The organism is Pelomonas sp. Root1217 (assembly GCF_001425705.1).
Taxonomy (GTDB): domain Bacteria; phylum Pseudomonadota; class Gammaproteobacteria; order Burkholderiales; family Burkholderiaceae_C; genus Pelomonas.
In genome coordinates, this window is the sequence record NZ_LMDC01000027.1 from 253,383 (window position 1) to 278,676 (window position 25,294).

21 protein-coding genes are annotated in these 25,294 nt (G+C 68.5%); 8 read left to right on the forward strand and 13 right to left on the reverse strand.

Annotation, left to right across the window (positions count from 1 at the left end):
• Positions 1–12: 12 nt before the first annotated feature.
• Together ASC95_RS18890 and ASC95_RS18895 are read right to left on the reverse strand one after the other, a co-directional pair.
• Positions 13–267, reverse strand: coding sequence for a hypothetical protein (locus ASC95_RS18890; protein WP_057299250.1), 255 nt, complete (start codon positions 265–267; stop codon positions 13–15).
• On the reverse strand, positions 264–1,202 hold the full coding sequence (locus ASC95_RS18895) for a LysR family transcriptional regulator (RefSeq protein ID WP_057299251.1): 939 nt from the start codon (positions 1,200–1,202) through the stop codon (positions 264–266). The genes ASC95_RS18890 and ASC95_RS18895 overlap by 4 nt, the downstream gene beginning before the upstream one ends.
• Positions 1,203–1,344: 142 nt before the next feature.
• On the opposite strand from ASC95_RS18895, the gene ASC95_RS18900 reads away from it, so the two are divergent.
• Genes ASC95_RS18900 through ASC95_RS18910 form a run of 3 tightly spaced genes read left to right on the forward strand, consistent with a single transcriptional unit; the run spans position 1,345 to position 3,336 of the window.
• Positions 1,345–2,229 (forward strand): MBL fold metallo-hydrolase, encoded by an 885-nt coding sequence (locus ASC95_RS18900; protein ID WP_057299252.1) that lies wholly within the window; start codon positions 1,345–1,347, stop codon positions 2,227–2,229.
• A 5-nt stretch (positions 2,230–2,234) separates the two neighbouring features.
• The gene (locus tag ASC95_RS18905; RefSeq protein ID WP_057299503.1) at positions 2,235–2,930 is read left to right on the forward strand and encodes a DsbA family protein; all 696 of its coding nucleotides are present in this window, start codon (positions 2,235–2,237) and stop codon (positions 2,928–2,930) included.
• A 13-nt stretch (positions 2,931–2,943) separates the two neighbouring features.
• Positions 2,944–3,336: a nuclear transport factor 2 family protein gene (locus ASC95_RS18910; protein WP_057299253.1), complete on the forward strand. Its 393-nt coding sequence runs from the start codon at positions 2,944–2,946 to the stop codon at positions 3,334–3,336.
• Between the two features lie 16 nt (positions 3,337–3,352).
• On the opposite strand, the gene ASC95_RS18915 is transcribed toward ASC95_RS18910, so the two are convergent.
• From ASC95_RS18915 to ASC95_RS30815, 4 genes are all read right to left on the reverse strand, one after another.
• A complete protein-coding gene (locus ASC95_RS18915) occupies positions 3,353–6,478 on the reverse strand; it encodes a hypothetical protein (protein WP_057299254.1) in 3,126 nt (1,041 codons plus the stop codon).
• A complete protein-coding gene (locus tag ASC95_RS18920; protein WP_057299255.1) occupies positions 6,475–11,775 on the reverse strand; it encodes a hypothetical protein in 5,301 nt (1,766 codons plus the stop codon). Before ASC95_RS18920 ends, ASC95_RS18915 begins: the two co-directional genes overlap by 4 nt.
• 271 nt (positions 11,776–12,046) lie before the next feature.
• Positions 12,047–13,171 carry an ABC transporter substrate-binding protein gene (locus ASC95_RS18925; protein WP_057299256.1) on the reverse strand — a complete coding sequence of 375 codons (1,125 nt, stop codon included), beginning with the start codon at positions 13,169–13,171 and terminating at the stop codon, positions 12,047–12,049.
• A 451-nt stretch (positions 13,172–13,622) separates the two neighbouring features.
• Complete coding sequence (locus tag ASC95_RS30815) at positions 13,623–14,174, reverse strand: hypothetical protein (RefSeq protein ID WP_157256398.1); 552 nt, start codon at positions 14,172–14,174, stop codon at positions 13,623–13,625.
• A 404-nt stretch (positions 14,175–14,578) separates the two neighbouring features.
• Here ASC95_RS30815 and ASC95_RS18930 point away from each other — a divergent pair, with 404 nt between their 5' ends.
• Positions 14,579–15,499: a hypothetical protein gene (locus ASC95_RS18930; protein WP_057299257.1), complete on the forward strand. Its 921-nt coding sequence runs from the start codon at positions 14,579–14,581 to the stop codon at positions 15,497–15,499.
• Here the strand turns inward: ASC95_RS18930 and ASC95_RS31450 are convergent.
• From ASC95_RS31450 to ASC95_RS18945, 3 genes are all read right to left on the reverse strand, one after another.
• Complete coding sequence (locus ASC95_RS31450) at positions 15,484–16,743, reverse strand: hypothetical protein (protein WP_057299258.1); 1,260 nt, start codon at positions 16,741–16,743, stop codon at positions 15,484–15,486. The two genes, ASC95_RS18930 and ASC95_RS31450, sit on opposite strands and share 16 nt — an antisense overlap.
• Positions 16,744–16,868: 125 nt before the next feature.
• A complete protein-coding gene (locus ASC95_RS18940) occupies positions 16,869–17,645 on the reverse strand; it encodes a glycosyl hydrolase (protein WP_057299259.1) in 777 nt (258 codons plus the stop codon).
• Between the two features lie 143 nt (positions 17,646–17,788).
• Positions 17,789–18,664: a LysR family transcriptional regulator gene (locus ASC95_RS18945; RefSeq protein ID WP_057299504.1), complete on the reverse strand. Its 876-nt coding sequence runs from the start codon at positions 18,662–18,664 to the stop codon at positions 17,789–17,791.
• 148 nt (positions 18,665–18,812) lie between these two features.
• Here ASC95_RS18945 and ASC95_RS18950 point away from each other — a divergent pair, with 148 nt between their 5' ends.
• From ASC95_RS18950 to ASC95_RS18965, 4 genes are all read left to right on the forward strand, one after another.
• Positions 18,813–19,991, forward strand: a complete 1,179-nt coding sequence (locus ASC95_RS18950) for an acyl-CoA dehydrogenase (RefSeq protein ID WP_057299505.1) — start codon at positions 18,813–18,815, stop codon at positions 19,989–19,991.
• A gap of 273 nt (positions 19,992–20,264) precedes the next feature.
• Entirely contained in the window at positions 20,265–20,996 is a 732-nt protein-coding gene (locus tag ASC95_RS18955; protein ID WP_157256399.1) for a DUF6445 family protein, read from the forward strand.
• Between the two features lie 108 nt (positions 20,997–21,104).
• Positions 21,105–21,488 carry a GFA family protein gene (locus ASC95_RS18960; protein ID WP_057299261.1) on the forward strand — a complete coding sequence of 128 codons (384 nt, stop codon included), beginning with the start codon at positions 21,105–21,107 and terminating at the stop codon, positions 21,486–21,488.
• Between the two features lie 59 nt (positions 21,489–21,547).
• Positions 21,548–22,006 (forward strand): DUF4440 domain-containing protein, encoded by a 459-nt coding sequence (locus tag ASC95_RS18965; protein ID WP_057299262.1) that lies wholly within the window; start codon positions 21,548–21,550, stop codon positions 22,004–22,006.
• Positions 22,007–22,064: 58 nt separating this feature from the next.
• Here ASC95_RS18965 and ASC95_RS18970 read toward each other — a convergent pair whose 3' ends face one another.
• The 4 genes from ASC95_RS18970 to ASC95_RS18985 all read right to left on the reverse strand — a co-directional run bounded on the left by ASC95_RS18970 (position 22,065) and on the right by ASC95_RS18985 (position 25,183).
• Complete coding sequence (locus ASC95_RS18970) at positions 22,065–22,586, reverse strand: hypothetical protein (protein ID WP_162250808.1); 522 nt, start codon at positions 22,584–22,586, stop codon at positions 22,065–22,067.
• A gap of 83 nt (positions 22,587–22,669) precedes the next feature.
• Complete coding sequence (locus ASC95_RS18975) at positions 22,670–23,452, reverse strand: glutaminyl-peptide cyclotransferase (protein ID WP_057299264.1); 783 nt, start codon at positions 23,450–23,452, stop codon at positions 22,670–22,672.
• 4 nt (positions 23,453–23,456) lie between these two features.
• Positions 23,457–23,798, reverse strand: coding sequence for a low molecular weight protein tyrosine phosphatase family protein (locus ASC95_RS18980; RefSeq protein ID WP_057299265.1), 342 nt, complete (start codon positions 23,796–23,798; stop codon positions 23,457–23,459).
• The gene (locus ASC95_RS18985; protein WP_057299266.1) at positions 23,795–25,183 is read right to left on the reverse strand and encodes a TolC family protein; all 1,389 of its coding nucleotides are present in this window, start codon (positions 25,181–25,183) and stop codon (positions 23,795–23,797) included. The genes ASC95_RS18980 and ASC95_RS18985 overlap by 4 nt, the downstream gene beginning before the upstream one ends.
• Between the last annotated feature and the right edge of the window lie 111 nt (positions 25,184–25,294).

Sequence of the window (25,294 nt, forward strand, 5' to 3'; positions counted from 1 at the left end):
TCCAACTGGCTGTCAATCGGGCGCCGCGGCTTCACGGAGCTGCCGCTCCAGCGCGTCCAGTTCCTCGGCAAGGCCAGGACGGCTCTGGAAGTCCCGGCCGGCCTTGCCGTACCAGTACTCGGCGTCCTCCAGGTCGCCCTCCTGCACATGCACCAGGGCATGCAGCCAGGCGGCCTCGGGCGAGCCGTGGCGCTGCACCTCGTCGTGCGCCTGCACCCATTGGCCGGCGCGCAGCAGCGCCAGCACGTCGAGCAAGGGCTGGTTCATGCAGTCTCCTCGTGCGCAGCCGCAGGGGCGGCGTTCAGTTCACGGTCCCAAGGCTCGCCTGCGAAGCGTGCCGCCAGGAAATCCACCAGCAGCCGCAGCGCCAGCGGCTGGTGCTGGCGCGACAGGTAGATGGCGTGGATGCCCAGCACCTCGGGTTCATGGTCGGGCAGCAGCGGCACGAGCCGGCCGGCGCGCAGATCATCGCCCAGGTAGTAGGTCGGCAGCATGCCCACGCCGGCCCCGGCCAGCACGGCGCGGCGCAGCACGGCGGTCTCGTTGGTGTGCAGGCTCCACTCCACCGGCACGGTAATCAGTTCGGCGCCGCGCATGAAGCGGTACTGCTTGCCGATGCCGAAGGCGTGCGCCACGCAGCGGTGCTGGCGCAACTCGTCGGCGGTGCGCGGCGTGCCGTGCTGCTGCAGATAGGCCGGCGAGGCGCACAGCACCGAGCGGCACACGGCCAGCGGGCGGGTGATCATGGCCGGGTCCAGCGTGTTGGTGATGCGCACGGCCAGGTCCACCCGCTCTGCCACCAGGTCGGCCGGTTTGTCGGCCACCGACAGCATCACTTCCACCTGGCGGTACTGGCGCTGGAAATCCACCACCGCGGCCGTCAGCTGCGCTTCGGCCAGCGAGCCCGGCGTCGTCACGCGCAGCAGGCCGGCCGGCTCGCGGCTGCGCTCGGCGGCCAGGTGCTGGGTCTCCAGCGCCAGGTCCAGCATCTGGCGGCAGGCGGGCAGCACGGCGCTGCCGGCATCCGTCAGGCTGACGCGGCGTGTCGTGCGGTGCAGCAGCCGGGCGCCGAACCAGTCCTCGGCCGCCGCCAGATAGCGGCTGACCATGGCGGTGGACATCTCCAGCTGATCGGCCGCCTGGGTCAGGCTGGCGCGGTCGGCCACCTCGACAAAGACGCGCATGGCGGTCAGGCGATCCATGATCTCTTTCTTTGATTGCGACGAAAAACGAAATAAATAGTCAACCGAATCGGTCTTTATCAACCATACCGCAAAACCTAGAGTTCGCCCCACACCCCGCCGACACCTCGGCACGTCCCCCTGATCACCACCGGAGATGCCCATGTTCCCTCTCAGCCAACTCGCCCGCCGCCTGCTGCCCACCCTGGCCCTGGGCATGGTTGCCACGGGCAGCGCCCTGGCCCAGGCCCCGCTCAACGTCAAGGTCTACAACGCCGACGGCAACAGTTTCCACGTCAACGCCGTCGTCATCAGCGGCAAGACCGAGGCCCTGGTCATCGACAGCGGCTTCACCCGTGCCGACGCCCTGCGCGTGGCCGCCAACGTGCTGGACAGCGGCAAGACGCTCAAGACCATCTTCATCAGCAACGCCGACCCGGACTACTACTTCGGCGCCGAGACGCTCAAGACCGTCTTCCCCCAGGCCCGCGTGCTGACCACGCCCGCCGTGCGCGAGAAGATCCAGGCCAAGCTGGCCGGCAAGCTGGCTTTCTGGTCACCCAAGATGGGCGCCAACGCGCCCCAGCAGCCCATCGTGCCCGAGGCCCTGCAGGGCACGAGCCTGACGGTCGACGGCGAGACCATCGAGGTGCGCGGCACCACCGGCCTGCTGGCCCACCGGCCCTATGTGTGGATCCCGTCCATCAAGACCGTGGCCGGCAACATCGCCATCTTCGGCAACCTGCACGTCTGGACGGCCGACACCCAGAAGCCCGCCGAACGCCAGGCCTGGCTGGCCCAGCTCGACGAGATCGAGGCCCTGCAGCCCGCCACCGTCGTGCCCGGCCACATGGCCGCCGGCACCGCGCTGGACACCAGCGCCATCCGCTACACCCGCGACTACCTGCGCCGCTTCGACGCCGAGGCCGCCAAGGCCAAGACCGGCGCCGACCTCATCGCCGCCATGAAGCAGGCCTATCCCCAGGCCGGTCTGGGCATGGCCCTGGACATCGGCGCCAAGGTCAACAAGGGCGAAATGGCCTGGTGAGCACCATGACGAGCCCTGTCCTCCACTACATCTACGACCCCCTGTGCGGCTGGTGCTGGGGCGCCGCGCCGCTGGTGCGCGCGGCCCGCGACCTGCTGCCGGTGCGCCTGCATGCCGGCGGCATGATGACCGGCCCGCAGCGGCAGCCCGTCACGCCCGAGCTGCGCGCCTACGTGCTGGCGCATGACCAGCGCATTGCCCAGGCCACCGGCCAGCCCTTCGGCGACGCCTACCGTGACGGCCTGCTGTGCGACCCGCAGGCCGTGTTCGACTCCGAGCCGCCCACCGCCGCCATCCTCGCCGCCGAGGCCCTCGCCGGCCGTGGCACCGACCTGCTGGCCGAGTTGCAGGCCGCCCATTACGTGCAGGGCCGCCGCATCGCCGAGCCCGCCGTGCTGATAGAGCAGGCCGTTGCCATCGGCCTGCCAAGGGCGGAATTCGCGGCCGAGCTCGGCCGCCAGAGCCTGGGCCCGGTGCAGGCCCACATCGAGCAGACCCGTGCCTTCATGGCGCAGACGGGCGCGCGCGGATTCCCGAGCTTTGTGCTGGAGACTCAAGCCGGCCTCAGCCGCGTAGAAGCCTCGGCCTACCTGGGGCGGCCGCAGGACTTCGCGTCCGCCTTGCAAGGCTTGCTCGGCCAGGCGCCGGCGCAGCCGGGCGACGCAGCCGCGCTCTGCAGCATCGATGGCTGTGCCTCGTGAGCCGGAGGCAGGCATGAAGAGCAACCTGCAAATCGTCAGCGACCACTACGCCGCCTCGGCGCGCGGCGACGTCCTGGCCATGATGGCCGACATGGCCCCCGACGTGGCCTGGACGGAGATGGCCGGATTTCCCTGTGCCGGCACCTGGATCGGCCCCGCGGCCGTGGTCAGCAACGTCTTTGCCGTGCTGGGCCGTGACTGGGACGACTATCGCTTCACGCTGGAGCAACTCATCGACGGCGGCGAGCAGCTGGTCGCCCTGGGCCACTACAGCGGCCGCCATCGCGCCACGGACAAGGACCTGCATGCGCGAGTGGCCCACGTGTGGCGGCTGAAGGCGGGGCGGGTGGTGGCCTTCGAGCAGTTCACCGACACCTTGCTGGTGGCCAGAGCAATGACGGCCTGAGCCACCGCCGCCGGCGTCACACCGGCGTGGCGGCGACCCGCAGCAGCGGCGCCTCGCGGCCGACCGGGTCGACCAGCACCAGCGCCAGCTGCAAGGCCGGCACCGGCGGCACGGCAGGCACGGCACGCTCGATGACGAGGTCCAGCGCGCCGCTGTCCAGCGGCACCGCGGCAGCCTCGGGCGCCCAGTCGCCGTCATCCAGCTTCAGATGCACCTGCACCCTGAAGCCGCCCACCGCACGTGGGTGGGCCACCGGGCCGCCGCGGATCGCCAGCGTCAGCCGCCACGTGCCGGCTGCGGCACCGGCGCCTACCGTTACCGTCACGCTGCCGTCCGGCAACGCCGGGATATCCGCCGGCACGAACATGGCCATCGCGGGCGCGGACGCGCTGCTGAACGCGCTCGGCGCGTCCAGGCGCTGCGCCGGCTGCAGCGGCTCGACGGCGCCGGCGGGCAGCGGGATCTCGGCCACGCCGGGCGGCAGGCGGCGCTCGGGCGGCATGCGCAGCTCGGCCCAGTAGTGGTAGCGCACGTAGGCGCTCAAGCCCTCGGGCGTTGGCGAGTCGTCCACCTCGGCGACGAATTCCTCGCCGTCGCGCCTCAACACGCCCCGCCCGATCTCGCGGGCGTAGAGCGCCTCGGGCACGCCGCCGCTGGCGCGCCGCAGCCGGTACTCGGGCGGCCGCGCGTCCGCGGCCGGTGGTTCGTCGAACAGGCCCGGCTCGGCGGCGCGCAGCGCCACCAGGTCCAGGCCAGGCGCGCGCACGGTGATGGTGGCCACGCCGCTGACCGGGTCGACGCGGGTCTCCACCTGCGGTGCGGGCGGGCGCCGGTCGCTGGGCACGGCCACCGGCAGCAGCGGGCAGCTCTCGAATGCGGCCTCGTTGCCCTGGCTGCTGAGTGGCACGAAGCGCAGGAACTGCACGGTCTCCAGCGCCCGCGGCAGGCGCGTGTCGAACAGCACGCTGCCGTCGCCGCCGGGCGTCAGCGGCGTGTCGGTGAGCAGGCGGAAACGATCGCGCAACCCCAGGCCAGCCAGGCCCTTCTGCGCGCCATCGACGGCCACCTCGGCGCGGGTGCGCGGCCGCTCGCCCTCCATCAGCGCGATCTCCAGGCCACGCGCATCCGCCAGGTAGGCGCGGTAGCGGGCGCCGGCCACGCCGGTGAAGCGCAGCCGGAACTCGACATCGGTCGCCGGCGCCGGGCGGCTGCTCCAGACGATGGCGATGCCGGTCTGCGGCACCGGCGGTGTGCGCGGGTCGTGGATGGCGATGGTCGCTGCCACGGTGGGGCCGGGCGTGCCCTCGTCGTCTTCAAAATGGGCCGTCGCGGTGACGGCGCGGCTTTCCATCGGCAGCAGCGCCGGCAGCTCGAAATCGAAGTGAAGCACGCCGCCGTCCTGCGGTGCCGCGGCGTCCTGCAGCGCGCCATCAAGGTCGATCACGACGCGCGACAAGGGCCGCGAGCCGGCCGTCATCTCGTGCAGCGCGGGCACCACCACCGACCAGCGCACGCTGCCGGCCACGGCCGCCGCGTCGCCAGCCGCCCGCCCGGCCAGTTGCAGGTGCGAGCGCAGCACCGGCTGCGGCAGGGACGGCCGCGGCGGCGTCGGCACGACGATCTCGGTCGCGGCGCCGAAGCGGCCGAACACGTCGGCCAGGGCCACGCGGTAGCTCCAGGGCGCGTTGCCGGCGTCGATGTTGGCATCCGACACGATGCCGAAGACGCCGTCGTGCAGCTTGTCGGCATTGCCCAGCATGCGCGGGGCGGCGCGCTCGGCGGGGTCGGCATCGGGCGTGGCGGCCGTCAGGTCCACCATGTCATGGCGCGTGCGCCAGCCGTCGGCCTCGAGACGGCCCAGCGCCACCAGCGTGGCCAGCGCCGGTGTGGCGATGCGCAGCTGCTGGCGGAACCGAATGCTCGGCCCCTCGTCCTCGCGCTGCCAGCCGGCATCGCCCAGCAGCACCTCGGGCGCGGCTGGCAGGTCGGGCGGCGGCGCGGCAAGTGCCGTGGCCACGAAGGCGCGCAGCGTCAGCCCGTGGCGCTGCACGGCCAGTTCGGCCGGGCCGCGCAGCCCAGGTTGCAGTTGCATCAGCCGCTCGATCAGCTGCAGTTCCATTGCATCGGCGTCAGGCAGCTCGAAGCGCATGGCCGGGCCGACGGCAAACAGGCCCGCCGCCAGCCAGCCGCGCGCGCCGGGTGGCTGGAACGGGTTGTCAGGCACGAGCAGGTTGTCCAGCAGCGTGGCGGTGCCCAGGTACCGCCCTGCGCCAGGGTCCAGCGCCTTCATCAGCAGGCTGCTCTGCACCCATTCGGTGGCGCGCTGCCACGGCCGGCGCTTGCCGTTGAGAGCCACGGCAGCCTCCCAGAGATGGGTGCGCTGCACCAGTGACGGCGGCTTCTCCGCGTCGCCCACCAGGCGTTGGGTGTCGTCGTCCAGGTCGGCCTGGAAGGCGGCCACGCGCGCGCGTTCGGCAGAGGGCGGTAGCGCATCGAAGGGGCCGTCGGGGCGGTCGGGGCGGGTCCAGCGCTCAGATGCCGCACGCTCGGCGCGCTGCAGCGCAACCGCGGTGCCTTCGCCGCCGGCATACCAGGGCTGATCGCCCTCGATCGGCAACGACAAGCTGGCGAAGGGCTGCTGGCCGAGCAGTGCCTCGATCGCCCGCCCGGCCGAGATCACCCAGCCCTGCAGCGTGACCCGGCCGCGGCCGCGCAGCCGCAGGCCGGTGATCTGCGGTGCGGCCACCAGCCAGCGTGGCGAAGACCGTGCCGCCACGACGCGGCTGCCGCTGCGGTCGAGCAGGGCCAGCTCGCCGCTGCCCTGGAAGCGCGCCTCGATGCCGGCCACGCGGGCGTCGCTGGGCGCCTCCATCTGGCGGCGGCCGGTGAGCTCGCCGCCACCGGCGTCCAGGTTCAGTGCGGGCAATAGCCGGTGGTCGCGCGTGAACCAGTCCATGGCCGGCGCATCGGTCGCAAACGCCTCCACCGGCCACACCAGAAAGGGCGCCAGCGGAAAGCCGAGTGCGGCCGACGGGAACAGGCGCAGGTGCGTGCCCTTTGGCAGGTCGGGGTCGGGGGCGGCGATGCCGGCTGCCGCCGCGTGGGCCGAGAAATAGCACGGGTCAACGAGCCAGCTGTTCATGCGGCCTCCTGGGCAAAACTGGGCTGCAGCGGAACTTCAAGCAGCCCCTGCAACGGCTTGGGTGGCAGGCCGATGGGCTGGTCGGTGCAATGCAGGCGCAGCCTGGGCATGACCCACGCAAAGCCAATGCCGCGCCGCGTGCGCCGCGGCACGAAGGGCGCGGACGCGGCGAACAGCAGCCGCGAGCCGCTGCGGTCGCGCAGCCGCACGTTGAAGTTGGCGCTGTTGGCGCCACTCACGAGCTGCAGGTCGGTCACATCGAAACGGCCATCACGGTGCACCGGCTCGGGCGATTCGATCAGCACGCCGGCACACAGCCAAGGCGTCCCCGCAGCCACCGGCGGCAGCCACAGCAAGCTGATGCGCGGCTCGGCGGCGGCGGGCCAGCCGTCCATCCCGAGGCTGTCGAGGAAGGCATCGAAGGCGGCGTCCCCCTTGCTGACCTGCGCGGCTAGCACCGTGCCGGGCTGCAGCGCCACGTCGCCCTGCGGGTGACCCGCCAGGCCGCTGATCGGGAAGTGCAGGCCCGCCAGCATCTCGGTGCCGGTGGCCCAGCGCGAGGTGCGAAAGCTCACGCCGGGCAGCCGCCCGTCCGCCACGCCTTCCCGCGTGGAACGGGCCAGCGCGAACACCTCGTACCAGGTGTCGCGCGTGAGCTTCACGTCCACGCGCAGCTCGGCCACGTTGGGCGCCAGGCCGCAGGTCGAGGTGAGATAGGCATTGGCGATGACGGCGGCGCTGCCGGCCAGCTGTGTGGTGCTGGTGACCCACGCGAGCTTGGGCACGAGCAACTGGTCGGGCTCCACCGCCTCGGGCTGGTCGAGCCGGCGCAGGCCGCACAGCAGCTCGTACTTGTAGGCCGCGGCCAGCAGCGCCACGTGGCCCGGTGCGAAGCGCATGCGCACGGGGTCGTGGGCAAACCGGTGCAATTCGCTCTGCGCGGGCTCGTAGCCCAGCAGGTAGCGCTGGAGCATGGCCGGGTCGAAAAAATCGCGCTTGCGGTGGATCAGGTCGAGGTAGGCGTGCGTGCTGGGCGCCGGCTTGCCGCCCGCCCCGAGCAGCGGCGCGGTGCGAAACCAGTAGCTACGCATTCTGTCGGTCGTGCCATCGGCGGCCTGGGGCACCAGCACCTGCTTTTGGCCTTTGTCATCCACCTCGTACAGCGTGCCGGACCAGCGCATGCTCACATCGATGCGGTACAGCCGCCCGGGGTCGAGCACGGCGCGGCGCGTTGGCGACGCCGGCGCGTCGGCCTTGGGCGGCCCGTCGTCGGCGGCCTTTTTCTGTTTGGCCGCTTCGGCAGCCGTGGCAGCATTGCGCGCCGCAGCGGCGGCGGCAGCCGATAACGTGATGCCGCCCAGCGCCAGCAAGCCCAGCCGCGTTCCCGCGACGCAGCTCGCCTCGATGAGCTTGACGGCGCCGTCGGCAGGCGGCAGCCAGCGCACGGCCAGCCAGCCGTCGCCCAGATCCGCTTGCAGATCGGGTGCCCAGCGGCGCGCCAGGTCGTCGACGACGACGAAGGGCCGCGCACCGGCGGCATTGGCCTGCCAGTCGGTGGCGCGCACCACCAGCCACAGGCGCGGCTGCGTCAACGCCTCGTCGGGCACGATGCGCAGGTCGTGCCGCGGCTGCACGCGCTGGAAGGCGAAGTCGATGCGCGGCGTGAACTGCACGGCGCCGGGGTCGAGCCAGGCGTTGAACTGCCGCCCGTCCAGCGACTGCGGCGCGAACGGCCACACGCGCGGGCCGGTGTAGCCCATGTGCAGGGGCAGCAGGTTCGCCGCGGTCTTGTCGAGCACGACGGGGGCCTGCGCGGGCTGCGTCAGCAAAAGCTCCACGCGCGCCCGCACCTGGCTTTGCAGCGGGTCGGCGCTGTGCGGGTCGGGCGGCAACCGGAAACCACTGCCTTCGCGCGCGGCCGAGCCGCCCAGCGCCCAGCCGAAATGTGCATCCGCCCGCAGATGACAGATGTCGGCGAGCTCCTGCAGCGGCTTTCCCGCCACGCCTGCGCCCGCGTCGCCCACCGCATGCATCCACGGGTCGCGAAAGGGCGTCAGCAATAGCAGCTCGGCCGGCTGCGGCTGGCCGCCGGCATTGCCATGCTTGCCTCCGTGCCAGGCACTGCTGAAGGGCCCGGCGACCACCACGTCGGCCTCGGTGGCGTCGATCAGCGCCACGTCCAGCAGCTCCCAGTCGTAGCTGAGCAGATCGCTGCCGAGGGGCTTGGCACGCAAGCCCTCGGGGTAGCCGCCGGCATCGGGGAATTGCGCCGAGGCGAACGACAGCTTGGGCGCGGTGCTGAAGGCCAGCAGCGGGATGCTGTCGGGCCACACCGCACTCTCGGGCGTCGCATCCTCGGGCTTGGTGGCCAGCGGCGCCAGGCGATGGTATTGGTCGTCCACCAGCGAATGCGCGTGGCCATCCAGCGGGTGCTCGGGCTCGGGCACCTTGTCCTTGGGCGACGGGCTGCCGTATTCCAACGTCACGCACTTGCGGATCTCGTCGAAGAACAGGTCGATGCTGCCGCACAGCTCGGCCTTCACGTGCGGGTCGGAACCGTCCACCAGCACGACGTTGATGGTCGCGTCGATGCCCACCGAGAAGATACCGATGTGCAGCCCGCCGCCGATGGTGCCCGCGCCGACGAAGCTCATCGGGTGCGTGGCCACCAGGATGTCGGCCCGCGCGAACACGTCGGCCCAGACCACCGGCTTGAAGCCATAGACGATGTCGAAGCCGACACCGAAGGCGAGGACGAAGCTGCCCGGGGCGGCGCAGAAGGTGCCGCCGCGCGGCCAATTGTTGATGCCGTTGCCGCGGATCATCAGATAGGCGTCGGAGCTCTGGCCCACGATGTCGGGCAGGAAGATCGAGCGCACCGGGCCGCGCTCGCGGCTTTCGGCGGGGTAACCGTCGGCGCCCAGATGAATGAACCAGTCCGCTGATTCCGTCGGGAAATGCGCGCCCACGGGCACCGTGGTGGTGACGATGTGCGGGATCTTGTACTCGCCCTCGACGGCGATGGTGACGCCATCGGCCGGGTCCACCAGGATCACGCCCTTGGCCTGCAGCAGCGACAGGTCGTTGCCGCCGCGTGCGATCTTCATGCGCGGGCCCATGTAGCGGCCCTCGACCGAGCCGCGCACGATGATGTCCGGGGTGGTCACGAACAGGCCGGCGCGGGCGCTGAAGGTGAAACCCATGTCCGGCGCCGTGCCGATGACGGCCTCCAGGCCGAAGCTGAAGGCGCCCGTTTCCTCCACGAACATGCCCGCCTCGCGGTAGTCCCAGTCCAGCGCCGCCTGCACCGGGTCATCGCCCGCCGGCACCGGCTTGGGCTTGGCGTTGATCGCGAACATGCCGCCCACGCCGTAGATCGCCAGGCCCGAGTTGGCCAATGGCAGCGGGCCAGGCAGGTCCACGCCCAGCGCCAGCTTGAGCATCTCGCCTTCGGTCTCGATCTCGGCGCTCGCGCCCAGACCGCCCAGAGGCATGATGCTGGCTTCCATCGCGGCGCGAAAGCCATTGGGCGTCAACATCACCGCGCCGCTGCCGGTGATCATGGGCTGCAGCGCGATGGACGCTTCCAGCCCGCGCAGCTCGCCGCTGAGCTTGCCGTTCTGGTCGAGCGTGCCGCGGATGGTGCAACCGCTGACCTTCACCGGCCCGAGGTCGAGCTTGAAGCGCAGGTCCACCTCGATCCACATCGAGCCGCGGCCCGAGCGTGTGCCCAGCACGTCGAAGAGCGAGCCCGGCCCCTGCACCAGCCAGCCGCCGGGGTCCTCCACCTCCATCGAGCTGCGGGCGTAGTCGAGGTGGAATTTCTCCAGCCCGGGCTTGTCGGGGAAGATGCTCAGCACCACCTCGCGCACCCGCACGCGCAGCGGCTGGTTGGGCTGCATCTGCACCGACAGCACGCCCACGTCAATGCCCGTGACGGTGGCCGCCACCGAATAGTCGAGCTTCAACCGCACCGCGTCGCCGCCCGGCAGCTTGGCACCGCTGCTGATCAGCTCCGCGCCGTGCAGCACCAGCTCGCCGTGCTCCAGGAAGCTCGACAGCCCCGTGGCCGCCACCAGCAGCGTCTGCAGCACCACGCCGCTGTCGTCGCCGCCGGGCGGCGGTGGCTGCTGGGCAATCAGCGCGGTGGCCAGCGTGGCCGCGGTGACGGCGATCTTGGCGCCCAGGCCGCCGGGCGTGCTGTCGATCTTCAGCAGCCCGTCCGGCCCCTGGCTTTCCAGTGCCAGGCTCATTTCAGACGCGGGCGCCGCGGCGGCCGATCCTGGCTTGCGCGCATAGCGCAGCCGCGCCAGCACCGGCGTGCCGGCCGCAAACGTCAGCGCGTGGCCGAAGTTCTCGGTGCGGCCGTTCAGTGGCAGCTCCATCACCGCCTCGACCAACGTGGGCACGAAGCCGTCCAGCCCCGTGGCCGTGGGGTCGCGGCATTCGATGCGCACGGCGATGGCCGGCCGGTCGCCGTCGGCCGGCACCTGGGCATTCACGATGAGGTCGATGCCCGGCGTGGGCGGCAGGCCGAGCTGCAGCCAGGCGTCCACCGCATGGCCGCCGAGGAAGGGCACGCCCTGGGGCAGGAAGAAGCGCGCGCGGTTGACGGCAATGCCCTGCCAGGCGGGCGCGTCCGCAGGCGTGGCAAGCGCAACGCCGTCGACCACCACGCCGTCCGCCGGCCCGGCCTCGCTGGAAAAGTCCAGCACGATGCCGTGCGTGAACTCGAACCCGAAGGTGGTGCCACCCAGCAGCACCGTGGGCGGCTGCACCTGCAGCACGACGACGTCGTCCGGCGCCTCGCGGTTGGGTGACAGGCTCAGCTTGACGCTGCCACGCGCCTGCCCCTGCAGCACCAGGAACAGGCCCTGGCCGACGAGCTGCACCGGCGGGTTGCCCGGGGCGGCCGTCAGCGACTGGCCGTCTGCCGCCAGCGTGGCTGCCACCAGGCCGTGCGATGCCACCGAGCGCGCCAGGTTGAATAGCGGCCGCTGCGCGCCTTCCTCCAGCGACACCGCCAGCCGGAAGCCCGTGCGCGCGCCAGGCGCGCCGTCGAAGGACAGGAAATAGTCGCGTTCGGGAACTGCATCAGGCGGTGGAACCAGATGCAGGTTGAACACACCCAACGCCTGCTCGTCCGCGGCCAGCAACATCCTGCCTTTTTCGGTCTGATCGGACAGCACCGTGGTGGAGACGATCTGCAGCGTGGATAGCAGCGCGTCCACCGGCACGCTGGTGATGAGCTGGGCCAGCAGCTTGTCGTCGGACAGATGTTGTTTGATGCTCTTCATACGTCCCTGCCTCGCCTTGCTGCGGCCCATGCATGCGCCGGCCTAGGCGGCGGACTGTTGGACGTGGGGCGAGCGGGCGCCATCCCGCAGAACACACGGCGGGAGCGGGCAGTTGGGCGGCCCTCCATGGCCGCGCGCGCCGGTGCGCTCCGGCGCCTTCATCAATCGGGAGGAAGAGGGGGGTGCTGGGGTGTGCGCGAAGCCGCGCCGTTAGCAGAAGAGGAAGAGGGCGAAGAAGAAGGCGAGGGCGGGCGATCGCAGGGTCAGCGCTTCAGCGGCGGAACTTGCCGTTCTGGTCAATGATGGCCAGGTCCACATAGTCCAGGCCGCTGTGGTCGGTCGGGCTGTAGCCCAGCTCGATGCCGCCCAGGTCATAGCGGCTCATGCCCTCCAGCGCCTTGCGCAGGCCGTCGCGCGTGGGCTGCTTGCCGGCGCGCTTCAGGCCTTCCACCAGCACCTTGGCCGACACATAGCCCTCGACGACGGTGGGCGTCACGTCCACGCCGGCCTTCTGGGCCGCCTCGGAGATCTCCTTGATGATGGGCTTGGCGATGGAGCGTTCATAAGGGAACACCTGGCTGACGATGACGCCATAGCCGATGTCGCCCAGGTCCTTGATGAAGCCCATCGAGGCGTTGTTGGACAGGGTCACCAGCTGCGCATTCGAACCCGCGGCGCGCACCGCCTTCATGCCCTGCACAACGGCCGTGCCCGAGCCGATGAACATCACCGCCTGGGGCTGCTTCTCCAGCAGCTTGGGCACGATGGGGCCGAAGTCGGGCTTGGCGCGGTCGTACTTCTCGTGGGCCACGGGCTTCTTGTTCGTCTTGGTCAGCCCGGCCATGGCGCCCTGCACGGCATCGTCGCCAAATGAGTCGTCCACCTGCACGATGGCGATGCGCTCCATGCCGATCAGGCTCAGGTGCTCGATCGCCCGCTCGGCCTCGCGCTGGTAGGTGGCGCGCACATTGAACAGCCACGGGTGCACCGGCTTGTGCAGCACCATGGCGCCGGTCGACGGCCCCACCAGCGGCACCTTGTGCTCGGTCAGCAGCGGCATGATGGCCTGCGTATGGGGCGTGCCGCGGTTCAGGAACAGCGAGATGACGCCCTGGTCGATCAGCTGCTTGGCATTCGTGACGGCGATCTTGGGGTCGAACTTGTCGTCCAGCGACACCAGGTTGATCTTCTGGCCATTGACGCCGCCGCCGGCGTTGACGATGTCGAAGTAGAGCTTGGCGCCCTTCGTCGCCTCACCCACGCTGGCCGCCACCTGGCCGGTGTGGCCGGCGGTCTGGCCGATGGTGAGGTCGGCGTGGGCGGTGGTGGCGAGGGCGGCTGTTGCCGTGACGGCGATGGCGAAGAGGCGGCTGGCCTGCTGCCGAAGTGTGGTCATGGTTTGTCTCCTGGCTGCCCCTGGCTGCGGCGGGCTCTTGGCGGCCTGCTTGCGGGAGCGCTCATTCAAGCATGCGAGGCACTGGCGCAGGGCGTAGTGCCGATGTGGATAGTGCGTATTTGCCGGCTTCCGCATGCCGCTTGCAAGCGGCATGGCCTTCGACAGGCGTCGCGCAGCACGCAGGTGCTGCGCTCGGTCCCTTCTTAGTCTTGGTCGCCGAGGCCCGCGCAAAACTCCGGCCGCTACGCTCCGGTCAAACAGTTGCGCGGAGTCAGTTCACGAAGCGTGCTGCGCACGACGCTCGGCCTCTTCAAGGGATCAGGCGAAACAGCCAACAGCCGAATGCCAAAATCAAAAGGGTCACTCGGTGAGACTTGACCTCGACCCCGTGAGATAGATTGAAAAGTTTGCACCAAGCGCAGTTGAATCAAAATCACAGCGATAAAGCCCGCTAGCGAGAGTGCTGCTTATTCTGCAAATCGCTCGGCGAATAGCGATCAACTCTATCTGGTTTTCCATATTCAGTTAGATGTACTTCAAGGATGCCGTTGGCATTCCGTTGTAACTGTGTGACAGTTGGCGAGCTGTATTGATGAATATGATCGGTTTCCCGAAGTATCAGCCATTTCGCTCTTGTTACGTATAAGTCGGTCCAGGAACTTCCTAATGCTGCGTAACGTAAAGCAAACGCTTCACTTCCATCCCCTATAGATTCGGTCTTGCTCATTTGGGCAAAGCCATCTGTTCCGATATTGAAGAGCTGAATGGTTAGAATTGCGGCGCCCAATAAGACTGTCCGTCCTGCTATTTTTTGATGTGAGCCATAAAAAAAGTAGAGCCCTAAAGTCATAACAATGAAACTGAGTAGGGCGGCGATTGTGCCGGCAACAATGCTATATTGTGTCCGATTCCATATCCATTCATACTTTGAAAATTCAACCGTAGACCACAAAAAAATTGGTGCGGAGAATAAGATCATTCCGACTGAACGCCGCTTTTTCATTTCAATTCTCCGCGGAGTTTATTTGCTAGTCTGAACCGGGACGGGATCGGTAACGTTAACCAAACTACCCCCGCCTCCACAAGCTCCTGTGCAACCCGCAGGGGGAGAAATTGAACCTCCCGTCCAGCCGCCCGCTGGCGTACCGGTATTTCCGGGGGCGTCGTTTCCTCCTTGTGGAGTGCTCGGCGTCGAGCTCACAGGAGGTTCGCATGCTTTCGCGCAGGATCGGGGTCAGGTCTCAACTTTTAAGTCTTACCGGGCATCGTGCACGCCCGTTTGCCCGCGAGCAATTCATCGTGCAGGTAGAGGATGTGCCGGGCGCGACCAGCGCCTGTTGCCGTTGACAGGCCAGCGATGCAGGCGCAAAACGGGACGTTGCCGGATTCGGCACGCGGGGGCGCAGCATGAACATCGACGTTTCGCAGGCGGTTCGCAGCTCTTGGCTTCTTGCCGCACTTGTAGGCCTCCTGCTCTGTACGCCAGCGCTGGCCGACCCCGTGCCGGTGGTGCATTTTGAGCATGAGGACGTCGACAAGTTCGGTGATCTGTCTCAGAAGAATGTGGCTCCCTGTCCCAACATGGCCTGCGGGCCGGTGGCAGCCGTCAACTCCTTTGTCTTCCTGCAGCGCGAGTACTCCCTGATCTACGGCTCCAAGCTGATCCCGGCAGTCGATGGCACCAAGCCCACTCAAGCCGAACTTATTGCGGTTGCCGCCGACCTGGCGAAGAACTACATGGACACCTGCTGTGAGAAGGGCACTCACATCACGAACTTCATCAACGGCAAGCAGAAGTACTTCGACACGGTGGCGCCCAACACCACTGTCATCCACGGGCAAGTGAAGGACTGGGATCCGGTTGAGGGCGGTGCCAAGCCCGACAACATCGACGAAACCAACCCGACGCCGCAATTCCTGCTGAACGAGTTGAGCCACAACCAGGATATCGAGCTGCTGCTCGACTTCGGCACCGACGGTGGCCACTACGTCACGCTGACCTCTTTGTTCTGGAGCGACGACGACGGCGACGGAAGCATCGACGCCGGTGAGGCCGCGAACATTGGCTATATCGATCCGGAGGATGGCAAGTCCACCAGCGCACGCCTCGGCGAGTTGGCGGGCGCCCTGACCGTTCAGTACCTCAGCCCGGTCACGGGCAACGTGCGCAGCGGCACGATCTTTGCCGCCATCGCGGAGTCGCCCGAGCACCGCACCAACCCTGAACCCGCAAGCGCGGCCCTTGTGCTGGCGGCGTTAGCGGCCGTGTGGTGCGTCAGGCGCCGGTCGGCTGCCGCCAGACCGAGAGATGACTACCAGCTCGCCTGAAACGAATCCCCACTGAACCGGCTATCCCCCGTGACCGCGCCCATGTCCACAAACTCAAAATCCGACGCCCGCAGCGTCTTGAGGCTGGAGATCGTCGCGTCTTGCCACTGCGCACTGGGCTCGCCCTGCACGTACAGGTCGGAGCCGATGTCGGCGACGTAGAGGCCATAGCGCTGCATCGCCACCGCGACAGCCTTGGCCTGGGCGCTCCAGGAGGCTGGCGGTAAGAAGCTGGCCTTCAGGCGCATCACGGCGCCAAAGGGCACGCCGCCGGCCGTCTCGCCGCCCGCGTGATGGCGCGCCGGCCAGACGTGGCTGCGGGCCAGCACGCTGTCGCGCAGCGTGACGCGCAAGGCATGGCGGATCTCGCCCGCGCTGGCTTCAGCGGCCCGCGCCAGCAGGGGCAGCATGGGCAGGCCGGCGGCGTCGCCCGAGGTCCAGGTGTCGGGGCGCATCGCGTTGCTCTTCAGGTCCCACGCGGCTGTCGAGTAGCTGTACCACTGCGCGTTGAGCTTGAAGCTGGCGTAGCTCTCCCACAGCCGGCAGCTGCCTTGCTCGACCACCAACACATGGCGGTCGCTGCATTGCTGGGCGTCATTGCAGGCGCCGCCCTCGGCCTTGAGCAGGTCGTCGCGCGGGAAGGGGAAGCGGCGGTTGGGCGCGGTCAGCGTCGTGCAGTCGCGCACGAGGCTGTAGCCGCCGCCCACGGGTGCGCCGCAGTCGCTCTCGTCGGGCGCGCCGTCGCCGCTGCCGGCGCGTGGGTCGGTGGGATTGAAGGCCACCGTCGGCCAGCTGGTGGTGGCCGTGGCCGCGGTGCTGCCGTCCACCACGTTGTACGGGATGCCGTAGTAGTCGGCCGGCTGCTGCTGGTTCTCGCTGGTGCCCCAGTCCGGATGAAATGACCTCGTCGTGCCGATGTTGCTGATCCACGTCGCGCTGCTGGCGTGCACGGGGAAGCGCTGGGCATCGTCGATGCGCGTGTTGAACACCGCCGTGGCGGGGAAGACATCGCAGCCGCCGATCTGCGGCGAGGCATCGGGTGCAGGGGAGGGCGCAGGAGCAGGAGCAGGAGCCGGAGCAGGGGCCGGCGGAGGTGGCGGCGGCGCAGGAGAGGGCGTGGGAGCGGGCGATGGGGCTGGCGGCGGCAGTGGGCTGCCGCCACCGCCGCCACAGGCCGTCAGGCCGACGGCCGTGGCCAGCAGGACGAGCCCGCCGATGCTCTTCTTGATCGGGTCGCTTTGCATTTGTTCTTCTTCAACAGGGCGCCGGCCGAAGTGCCGGCGACCATGTTGAAACAAGTGCGTCGCAGCGAGCACGCCCAGGTGTACGGGGATGTAAGCGCGGCCGTGCTGGCCGCGCTTTGCCTCGGCTACCTCACGGTGACGGAGAAGTTCCTCGACCCGAAGTTCATGCCGCCCGACGACGACGTGATCTCGAAGCCGTACTGCACGTCACCCACGACCAGGTCGGCCATCCAGCCGAGGTTCCTCAGGTAGTTGAGGATGCCCAGAACGTCGATCGTGGTGTTGTTCGTCTTCGAGGTGCGCAGGAAGGAATAGACCATGTTGGCGCCGTTGTTGCCGCGGTAGACGTTCCACGTGGCACCGCCCACGTTCACGTTGGTGTAGACGGGGATCGCGCAGCCCTGCGCGTTCCAGTTGTAGGAGATGGGCTTGACGTTGCCGCAGCCGGCCGCGGTGCCGGTGTAGTTCAGCCACAGCATGATCTCGTGGGCGTTGTTGCCCACCCAGACGTCGAAGGTCGATGACCAGGCGCCGCCGCCCGGCGTGGTGGCGGAGATGGTGGACGACAACTGCGACAGCGAGCTGATGGTGCGGTTGACCGCGTAGCCGATGTGCGGGTACGACTTGATCCCGCCGGTGTTGGGCTGGTCGGACCAGACACCCCAGTCGGCATTCGTGTTGGCCCAAATGGTCTGCGGGCCGACGGCGGCACCGCCGCACGGGCCCCAGACGTCGTTGTTGAAGTTGTAGCTGCCGTAGTTCCAGCTGGCGAACAGGTTGGGGGCCGAGCAGGATGACGTGGCGGGCGAGGAGGCCCCCCAAGTGGCGGCCTGCGCGCCCGGGGAGGCGAGGGACATGACGACAAAGGCGGCAGCGCCCAACGCGCGGTGGATTGATTTCATATGTCTCCGTTATGGTTGAAAGGGTCATCGCCCATGACCGCTACCTTGTGAATGGCAGCGTTGTCATGGGCAAATAAATTCGAGCCGCGAACAATTAGTTCGACCATCGGGCTTACCCGCTGATGTGAAACAAGCGGTCGCGCTCAGCGGCCGGGTCTGGCGTCGAGAAAACGTTCTCTCAACACGCCAGTCGAGTCAGCCCGCCACGCCGCAAACACCGCCGATGGCTCGATGGCCTCGGCCAGCGGCTTGAACACCGCGCCCTGCACGCCCGCGCGCTGGAAGGCCGCCGGCACGATGCTGACGCCCATGCCCTGGGCCACCAGCGACACCACGGACAGCCAGTGCCGGCCCTCGTGCTGCAGCCGCGGGTAGAAGCCGTGCTGGCGGCAGATCTCGACGATGCGGGCGTGGTAGTCGGGTGAGCCCTTGCGGGAGAAGAGGATGAAGGGCTGGTCGCTCAGCGTCGCCAAGGGAATCTTCTTCAGCTTGGCGCTCGGGTGGTTGGCGGGCAGGCAGGCGAGGAAGGGTTCGCTGTAGAGCGGCTGCGAGGTGAGGGCGGGCGGCAGGCGGTCGGTGTGGACGAGGCCGAGGTCAAGCTCCTCGCGGAGCAAGGCCTCGATCTGGTCCTGCGAGTTCAACTCGATGACGATCACCTCGACCTTGGGATGGCTGGCCTGGAAGGCCTGCAACCAGGTGGACAGGCCGTTGAACAGCGTGGAGCCGACAAAGCCCAGGCGCAGCCGGCCCACCTCACCGGCCTGCACCTCGCGGGCCAGCGCGCAGGCGTCTTCGGCGCGGTCCAGCAGGGCTTGGGCGCTGGTGCGGAAGGCGTCGCCCGCGGGCGTGAGGCGCACGCCCTTGCTGTCGCGGTCGAACAGGCGTGCGCCGACGCTGGCCTCCAGCTGCTGGATGGCGACCGACAGCGGCGGCTGAGAGATGGCCAGGCGCTGGGCGGCGCGGCCGTAGTGCAGCTCCTCGGCCAAGGCGATGAAGTAGCGCAGGTGGCGGAACTCCAGCGAGCGGGTGGCGGCTGCAGCTGTGTCGATAGGCATTGCGAATCGTCGAAGTCGTTTCTTGAATTGGACACGAATCGGTCCGCGGCGCAATACTTCTGCCATTCGCGCCCGGCGCTTTTGCCGGGCGTTGCTCATCAGGACGCGCACCATGGCCACCAAGGCAGGCTTTCACTGGGACGACCCGCTGCTGCTGAACGAGCAGCTCACCGACGATGAACGCATGGTGCGCGACGCCGCTGCGGCCTATTGCACCGACCGCCTGAAGCCGCGAGTGCTCGAGGCCTTCCGCAACGAGAAGACCGATGCGAGCATCTTTCGCGAGATGGGCGAGCTGGGCTTGCTGGGCCCGACCATCCCCAGTGAATACGGCGGCGCCGGCCTGAACTACGTGTCCTACGGCCTGATCGCCCGCGAGGTGGAGCGTGTCGACTCGGGCTACCGCTCGATGATGAGCGTGCAGTCGTCCCTCGTCATGGTGCCCATCAACGAGTTCGGCAACGAGGCCACCAAGCAGAAGTACCTGCCCAAGCTGGCCAGCGGCGAGTGGATCGGCTGCTTCGGCCTGACCGAGCCCAACCACGGCTCCGACCCCGGCTCCATGGTCACGCGCGCCCGCAAGGTGGACGGCGGCTACGAGCTGACCGGCAGCAAGATGTGGATCACCAACAGCCCCATCGCCGACGTGTTCGTCGTCTGGGCCAAGGATGATGGCGGCCAGATCCGCGGCTTCGTGCTGGAAAAGGGCGCCAAGGGCCTGAGCGCGCCGGCCATCCATGGCAAGGTGGGCCTGCGGGCGTCCATCACCGGCGAGATCGTCATGGACAGCGTGTTCTGCCCCGAGGAGAACGCCTTCCCCGAGGTGCGAGGCCTCAAGGGCCCGTTCACCTGCTTGAACTCGGCTCGCTACGGCATTGCCTGGGGCGCGCTCGGTGCGGCCGAGGATTGCTGGCACACGGCCCGCCAGTACACGATGGACCGCAAGCAGTTCGGCAAGCCGCTGGCCGCCAACCAGCTGGTGCAGAAGAAGCTGGCCGACATGCAGACCGAGATCACTCTGGGCCTGCAAGGCTGCCTGCGCCTGGGCCGCATGAAGGACGAGGGCACGGCGGCGGTGGAGATCACGTCCATCATGAAGCGCAACAGCTGCGGCAAGAGCCTGGACATCGCCCGCATGGCGCGCGACATGCTCGGCGGCAACGGCATTTCCGACGAGTTCGGCATCGCCCGCCATCTGGTGAACCTGGAGGTGGTGAACACGTATGAGGGCACGCACGACATCCATGCGTTGATCCTGGGCCGGGCGATCACGGGGATTGCTGCGTTCTGAGAATTGGAAGGCTGACGGGCGTCCCCGGCAGGCTGGACGACCGGCGCCAGCGCTGGCCTCACCTATCATTCTGGACACCGCAGTTGAGGGGCCGTCAGCCGTGTTGGCTCACCGCCATATTCACCAGTCGAAAGACAACGCTGCCAGTACGCTGGCCGCGTAGCTCCTTCCTTTCGGGCAGAACTGCGCACCTCGCCATCGCAGCCCTTCGGACGAGCCCGCCGCGGTTTCCAGGATGAACGAACACAAGACAGGTTGGGGAGGAGCGCCGTGTTGACAGAGTGGCTGGACGCCGAGGGTCGTTTTTTTCATCCCGAGCCGAGCGTGCGGGTCGTGCCTCTGCCGCATGGCAGCCACTGCGTGGTGGTGGACAACGCCCTGGCCAATCCGGAAGGCGTGCGCCAATGGGCGGCCTCGCAAGCTTTCCGGCCGCCGACGCACTTTCCTTATCCGGGCTTGGTGCTCGACGCGCCCAAGGTGCTGGGCGAGCGGATGGCCGATTTCTTCGCGGAGCATGCGCGTGCGCCGCTCGGTGGCCGTCGCACGCTGCATCAGGAGGCGCGGCTGTCATTGCTGAACACGCCTCCCGAGGCGCTTGATCACCGGCTTTGGCTGTGCCACCGCGACGTTGTGCTCGTCGACCGAAGTTTGTTGTGCGCAGCCAGTGTGCTGTATTTGTTTCATGACCCTGCGCTGGGGGGGACCAGCTTCTATCGCCCACTGCGAGATCCGCAAGAGATCGACCGCGTGCTGGAGGACAGTTTCAAGCTGGACGGCCCGACCTTCAGTGCACGCTATGGTGTGGAGCCGGGGTACATGAAAGGCGACAACGCGCATTTCGCGCGTGTGGCCAGAGTCCTCGCGGTCTGGAACCGCGCCATCTTCTACGACGGATCCCTTTTTCATTCGCCTGATGTGGATCAGCCCGCGCTGCTGAGCTCCGACGCGCTTCGAGGCCGCCTCACGCTGAACGGTTTTTTCACGTGCAAGCGCCAGGCGGCGTGAGCGGGGGGCTTTGTCGGACTGGGCTGACGCGAGGCCGCGCTGCCCTGAGCTGGCAGGCGCGCCGCCGCTGTTCTTCAATCGAACCGATTCAGCGGACAGGGGATAGCCATGGCGGTGATTTCCGGGGCCTGCCTTTGCGGGCAGGTGAAGTTTTCAGTCAGCGGCGAGCCGCTTCGCACAGGCATCTGCCACTGCACCGACTGCCGGCAGGAGAGCGGTTCGGCCTTCACCTTCTTCGGGGTCTGGCCTGCGACCCGGTTTGAACGCGCAGGAGAAACCGCGCAGTTCCGCGGCCGGCATTTCTGCCCGCGCTGCGGGTCCCGTCTCTTCGCGGTCGACGACCGGGAGGCGGAGGTCAAGCTTGGTGCGCTGTCGCAGGCGCCGACCGCTCTCGTGCCGAGCTACGAGCTGTGGGTAAAGCGCCGCGAGCCGTGGTTGCTGCCGATCCCGGGTGCCGAGCAACACGAGCAAGACCGCAACCGCCCTGGGTGACTTGAGGCACGGCTTGGCCCAAGAGGCATGCTCTCGGCTTCCAGAACACGGAGAAGCCGATGACCACCCGCCGCCATGCCTTGCTTGCCGCCGCCACGCTGCCCGCCGCTGCTTCGGCCGCGTCGCAACCGGGTTGGCCGTCAACCGACGAAATCGCCAGGCGGGTCGAAGAGGCTCGCGCCGCTGAGACCGCCTTTGCCGCGGCCTTCGCAGCACGTGACGTGGCGGGCTTCCGGCGTTTGCTGGCGCCGGACACCATCTGGATGGGCAAGGCACCGCTGCACGGTCCCGACGCCGTCATGGCGGCCTGGACCGGCATGCTCACTTCGCCCAAGCCGCCCTTCAGCTGGTCCCCCGACCTGGTGCTGGTGCTGCCCAGCGGCGACCTGGCCCGCACCACCGGGCCGGTGCTTGATACCGAGGGCAAGGTGACGGCGCGCTTCCAGTCAGTGTGGCGGCGCAAGCCGGCGGGTGGCTGGGAGATCGTTTTTGACTTCGGGACGGAAGTCTGCCGCTGATCGTTCCCGAGCGACGCGAGAGCGCCGTTCAGGCGCGCGTCCTGCAGTTCACGCGAGGCTACTTGAGCTGACCGGCGCCGTCGCGAGACTCTTGCAGCGTTGGCAGTCCGCAGGCCTTCCGGTCCCCGTCCGTCACTGCGGACTCATCGACGGCTGAGAGTTCCATCTTCCCCGTCTTTGCTGAACGCTCGAACTGCGTGCCATACCACTGCGGTTTTCCTGACCGCAGGAGCAACCTGTCCCACGCGGAGCAGGCGGCGGCCTTGGGGCCAGGGCGTTCGGGTCGCAGCGCTGCGGCGATGCTGACCAGCGAGAAGGCAAGCTTGAAGTCCTCCACCGTTTCGCCGTGCTGGAAGACGAGCGCGGCGTAGAAATAGTCTTCGGCGGCACGGACTTCGCCCTGCTCCAGCAAGCGCCTGACCTGGATCCGGCGTTCGGCATCTCTACCGGCCAACTGGGTGTAGTCGATGCCCTCGATGGGACCCGCCCTGTCCTGTTGATCCGCGGCGGCGATCTCGCGAAGCTTGGGGTTGGGTTCGAGGGCTTGTGCGCCTGCGCCCAGCGTTGCGAGGATGATCAAAACGGCAAGGCTTCGCTTCGGCGGCATATGAGGCGCAGGTCTATTGACCATGGATTGGAGGAGGTGAGCTTGGTGGCACTCGGCTATTTCTTGGTCAGCTGGATCTCGAACAGCTTCGGCCACAGCTTGCCGGTGACAAACAGCCGCTTGGTCTTGGCGTCATAGGCAATGCCGTTGAGCACCGCATCCGGGCTGCTGCGCAGGTTGTCAGGCAGCAGGCCGCTCAGGTCGATCCAGGCGGTCACGCGGCCGGTCTTGGGGTCGATGCGGGCGATGCGGTCGGTCTGCCAGATGTTGGCCAGCACCTCGCCCTCCACCCATTCCAGCTCGTTGATCTGGTCAACGGGCTTGCCATCCGCCGTCACGCTCACGCGGCGCAGTTCCTTGAAGGTCAGCGGGTCGAGGAAGCGCAGCTCAGGGCTGCCGTCGCTCATGACCAGCTCCTTGTCGCTGTGCGTCAGGCCCCAGCCCTCGCCGGGGTAGTTGAACTTACGCCACAGCTTGAAGGTCTTGAGGTCGAGCACATAGGCGGTCTGCTCGGTCCAGGTGATGCCGATGAGGCGGTCACCCCATTGCGAGATGCCTTCGCCGAAGACCTCGGCCGGCAGGTCCACCTGCTGGACCACCTTGCCGGTCTCGATCTCGACCTTGCGGATGCTGGAGCGCCCACGCAGGCCGGTGCCTTCGAACAGGAAGCCATCGTGGAAGAACAGGCCCTGGGTGAAGGCATCGCCGTCGTGCGGGTAGCTCTTGACGACCTTGAAGCCCTGCACGGGCGTGGCGGCGATGACTGGCGCCGTCAATGCCGCAGCGATCAGCGCGAGGGCAGCGCGCCGCTGCAGAAAAGAGGAGAAGGTAGAACGCATGCCGTCAGCCTAGCCGAAGCAGCGGCGGCACAGCTGTCTGCAAGAGTTCGACGAGCTCAGCGTCCATGAAGCGGTAGTCGTCCGGGATGTCCAGCACATGCAGTTCCTTGCCCGCCAGCGATGTGGCGTGGTCCTGCATGAGGCGCGAGCGGTGCTTGCTTTCCATGACGAGGATGACGTCGGCCCACTCGAGGTCGGCAGCGCTGACCTGCTTGCGCGCGCTGGCGCTGGTGCCGGCCGAGCGCACGTGCAGGGCCGGGTGGCGGCGGAACACCTGCTCGGCCGTCGGACTGCGCCACTGATTGCGGCTGCAGATGAACAGGACCTTGAGCCTGTCTTGGCTCATGCCCCGCCGAGCGACTTGAACAGCGCCGCCTGCCGGACCCATTGCTGCAGGCGCAACCGAATGCGTCCCTGCTCCGCGTCGAGCACGGCGCTGCGCGTCTGCAGCCAGTCAGCACGGGCCACGGCGCCTACCTCGTAGCGCAGCGCGGCCAGGCGCTCGTTCTCGGTCGCTTCGCGCAGCCGGCCTTCGTTGGCGGCAAGCTGCTGGGCCACGCGCTCAGCCTCGATGCGCTGGGTCTCGATGTCGGCCAGCGCGCGTTGCAGCGTATCGCGCAGGGCGAGCGCGGCGGCATCGAGCTCTGTGCGGGCGCCGTCGCGCTGCAGGGCCAGGCGCTGCCAGTCGATCATCGGCACGATGAGGTTGGTGCCGAGAGACGCCAGTGGCTGCGACAACCAGTCTCGTGCATGGCTGCCGCCAGTGCTCAGGCCCGCGGAGAAGGACAGGCGCGGGTAGCGGTCGGCCTCGCTGACGCGCAGCCGCGCCAGGGACGCATCCACACCGAAGCGGGCCTTCTGCACATCGGGGCGGCGCGCGAGCACCTCGGCGGGCTCGGCCAGGCGCCAGCGTGGCGGCTCTCCAGCCGGCAGCGCCGCCTCGGGCGAAGGGCCGGGCAGGGGCTCGTCGAGCAGCAACGCGAGGATCTGGCGCTGCAGTTGCGCGTCGGCGGCGAGGTCGGCCAGGCGCGACTCGGCGGCCTGCACATTGACCGCGATCTTGTCGAGCTCGATGGGCAGCAGCTTGCCTTCACGCACGCGCTGCCGCGTCAGCTCCAGCGTCTCGCGGGTCAGCGCGAGCTGGGTCTCGGCCAGCGGCTTTTGCGCGCGGATGGCGGCCAGCGTCCAGTAGGCCTCGGCCACCTGGCTGCGGATGGACAGGCGGGCGGCATCGATGTCCGTGCGCGTGGCCTCGGCATTGGCGCGCTGGGCGGCCGTGCTCTGGGCCAGGCGGTCCCACAGGTCCAGCTCGTAGCCGACGCCGACGGACGCGCCATAGCTGCGGCTCCAGCCGGTCGAGGTGGTCACCGGGATCGTCACGCCGCCGACCTCGACGTTGCGCGTGCTGCTCTGCGTCTCGATCGGGCGGCTGGCGTTGGCGGACAGGCTGGCGCTCGGAGACCAGCGCAGCGCGCTCTGCTCGGCCAGCAACTGCGCCTGCTTCCAGCTCAGCGCGGCGCGGGCGATGTCGCGGTTGGCCTCCAGTGCGCGGGCCTGCAGCGCGGCGAGCTGGGGATCGAGCAGCCCGGCCCAGTCGGGCGCCACGTCGCCGCTGCCCAGGCTCCAGGCAGTGGGCATGGCCACGTCGGGTGCCTTGGCCGCAGGGCCATTCGCGCAGCCGGCCAGCAGCAGGGCGGCGGCCAGGACGATCAGGGTCTGTCTCGTTTTCATATCAGTTGTCCATTCGCCTCGCGTCGCATACGTCGTGAATCTGGCGGGACGAGCGACGGGCCGCTCCCTAGCCGGCCCGCTCTGGCGATGTGCTTGCGGCTTGATGCCGCA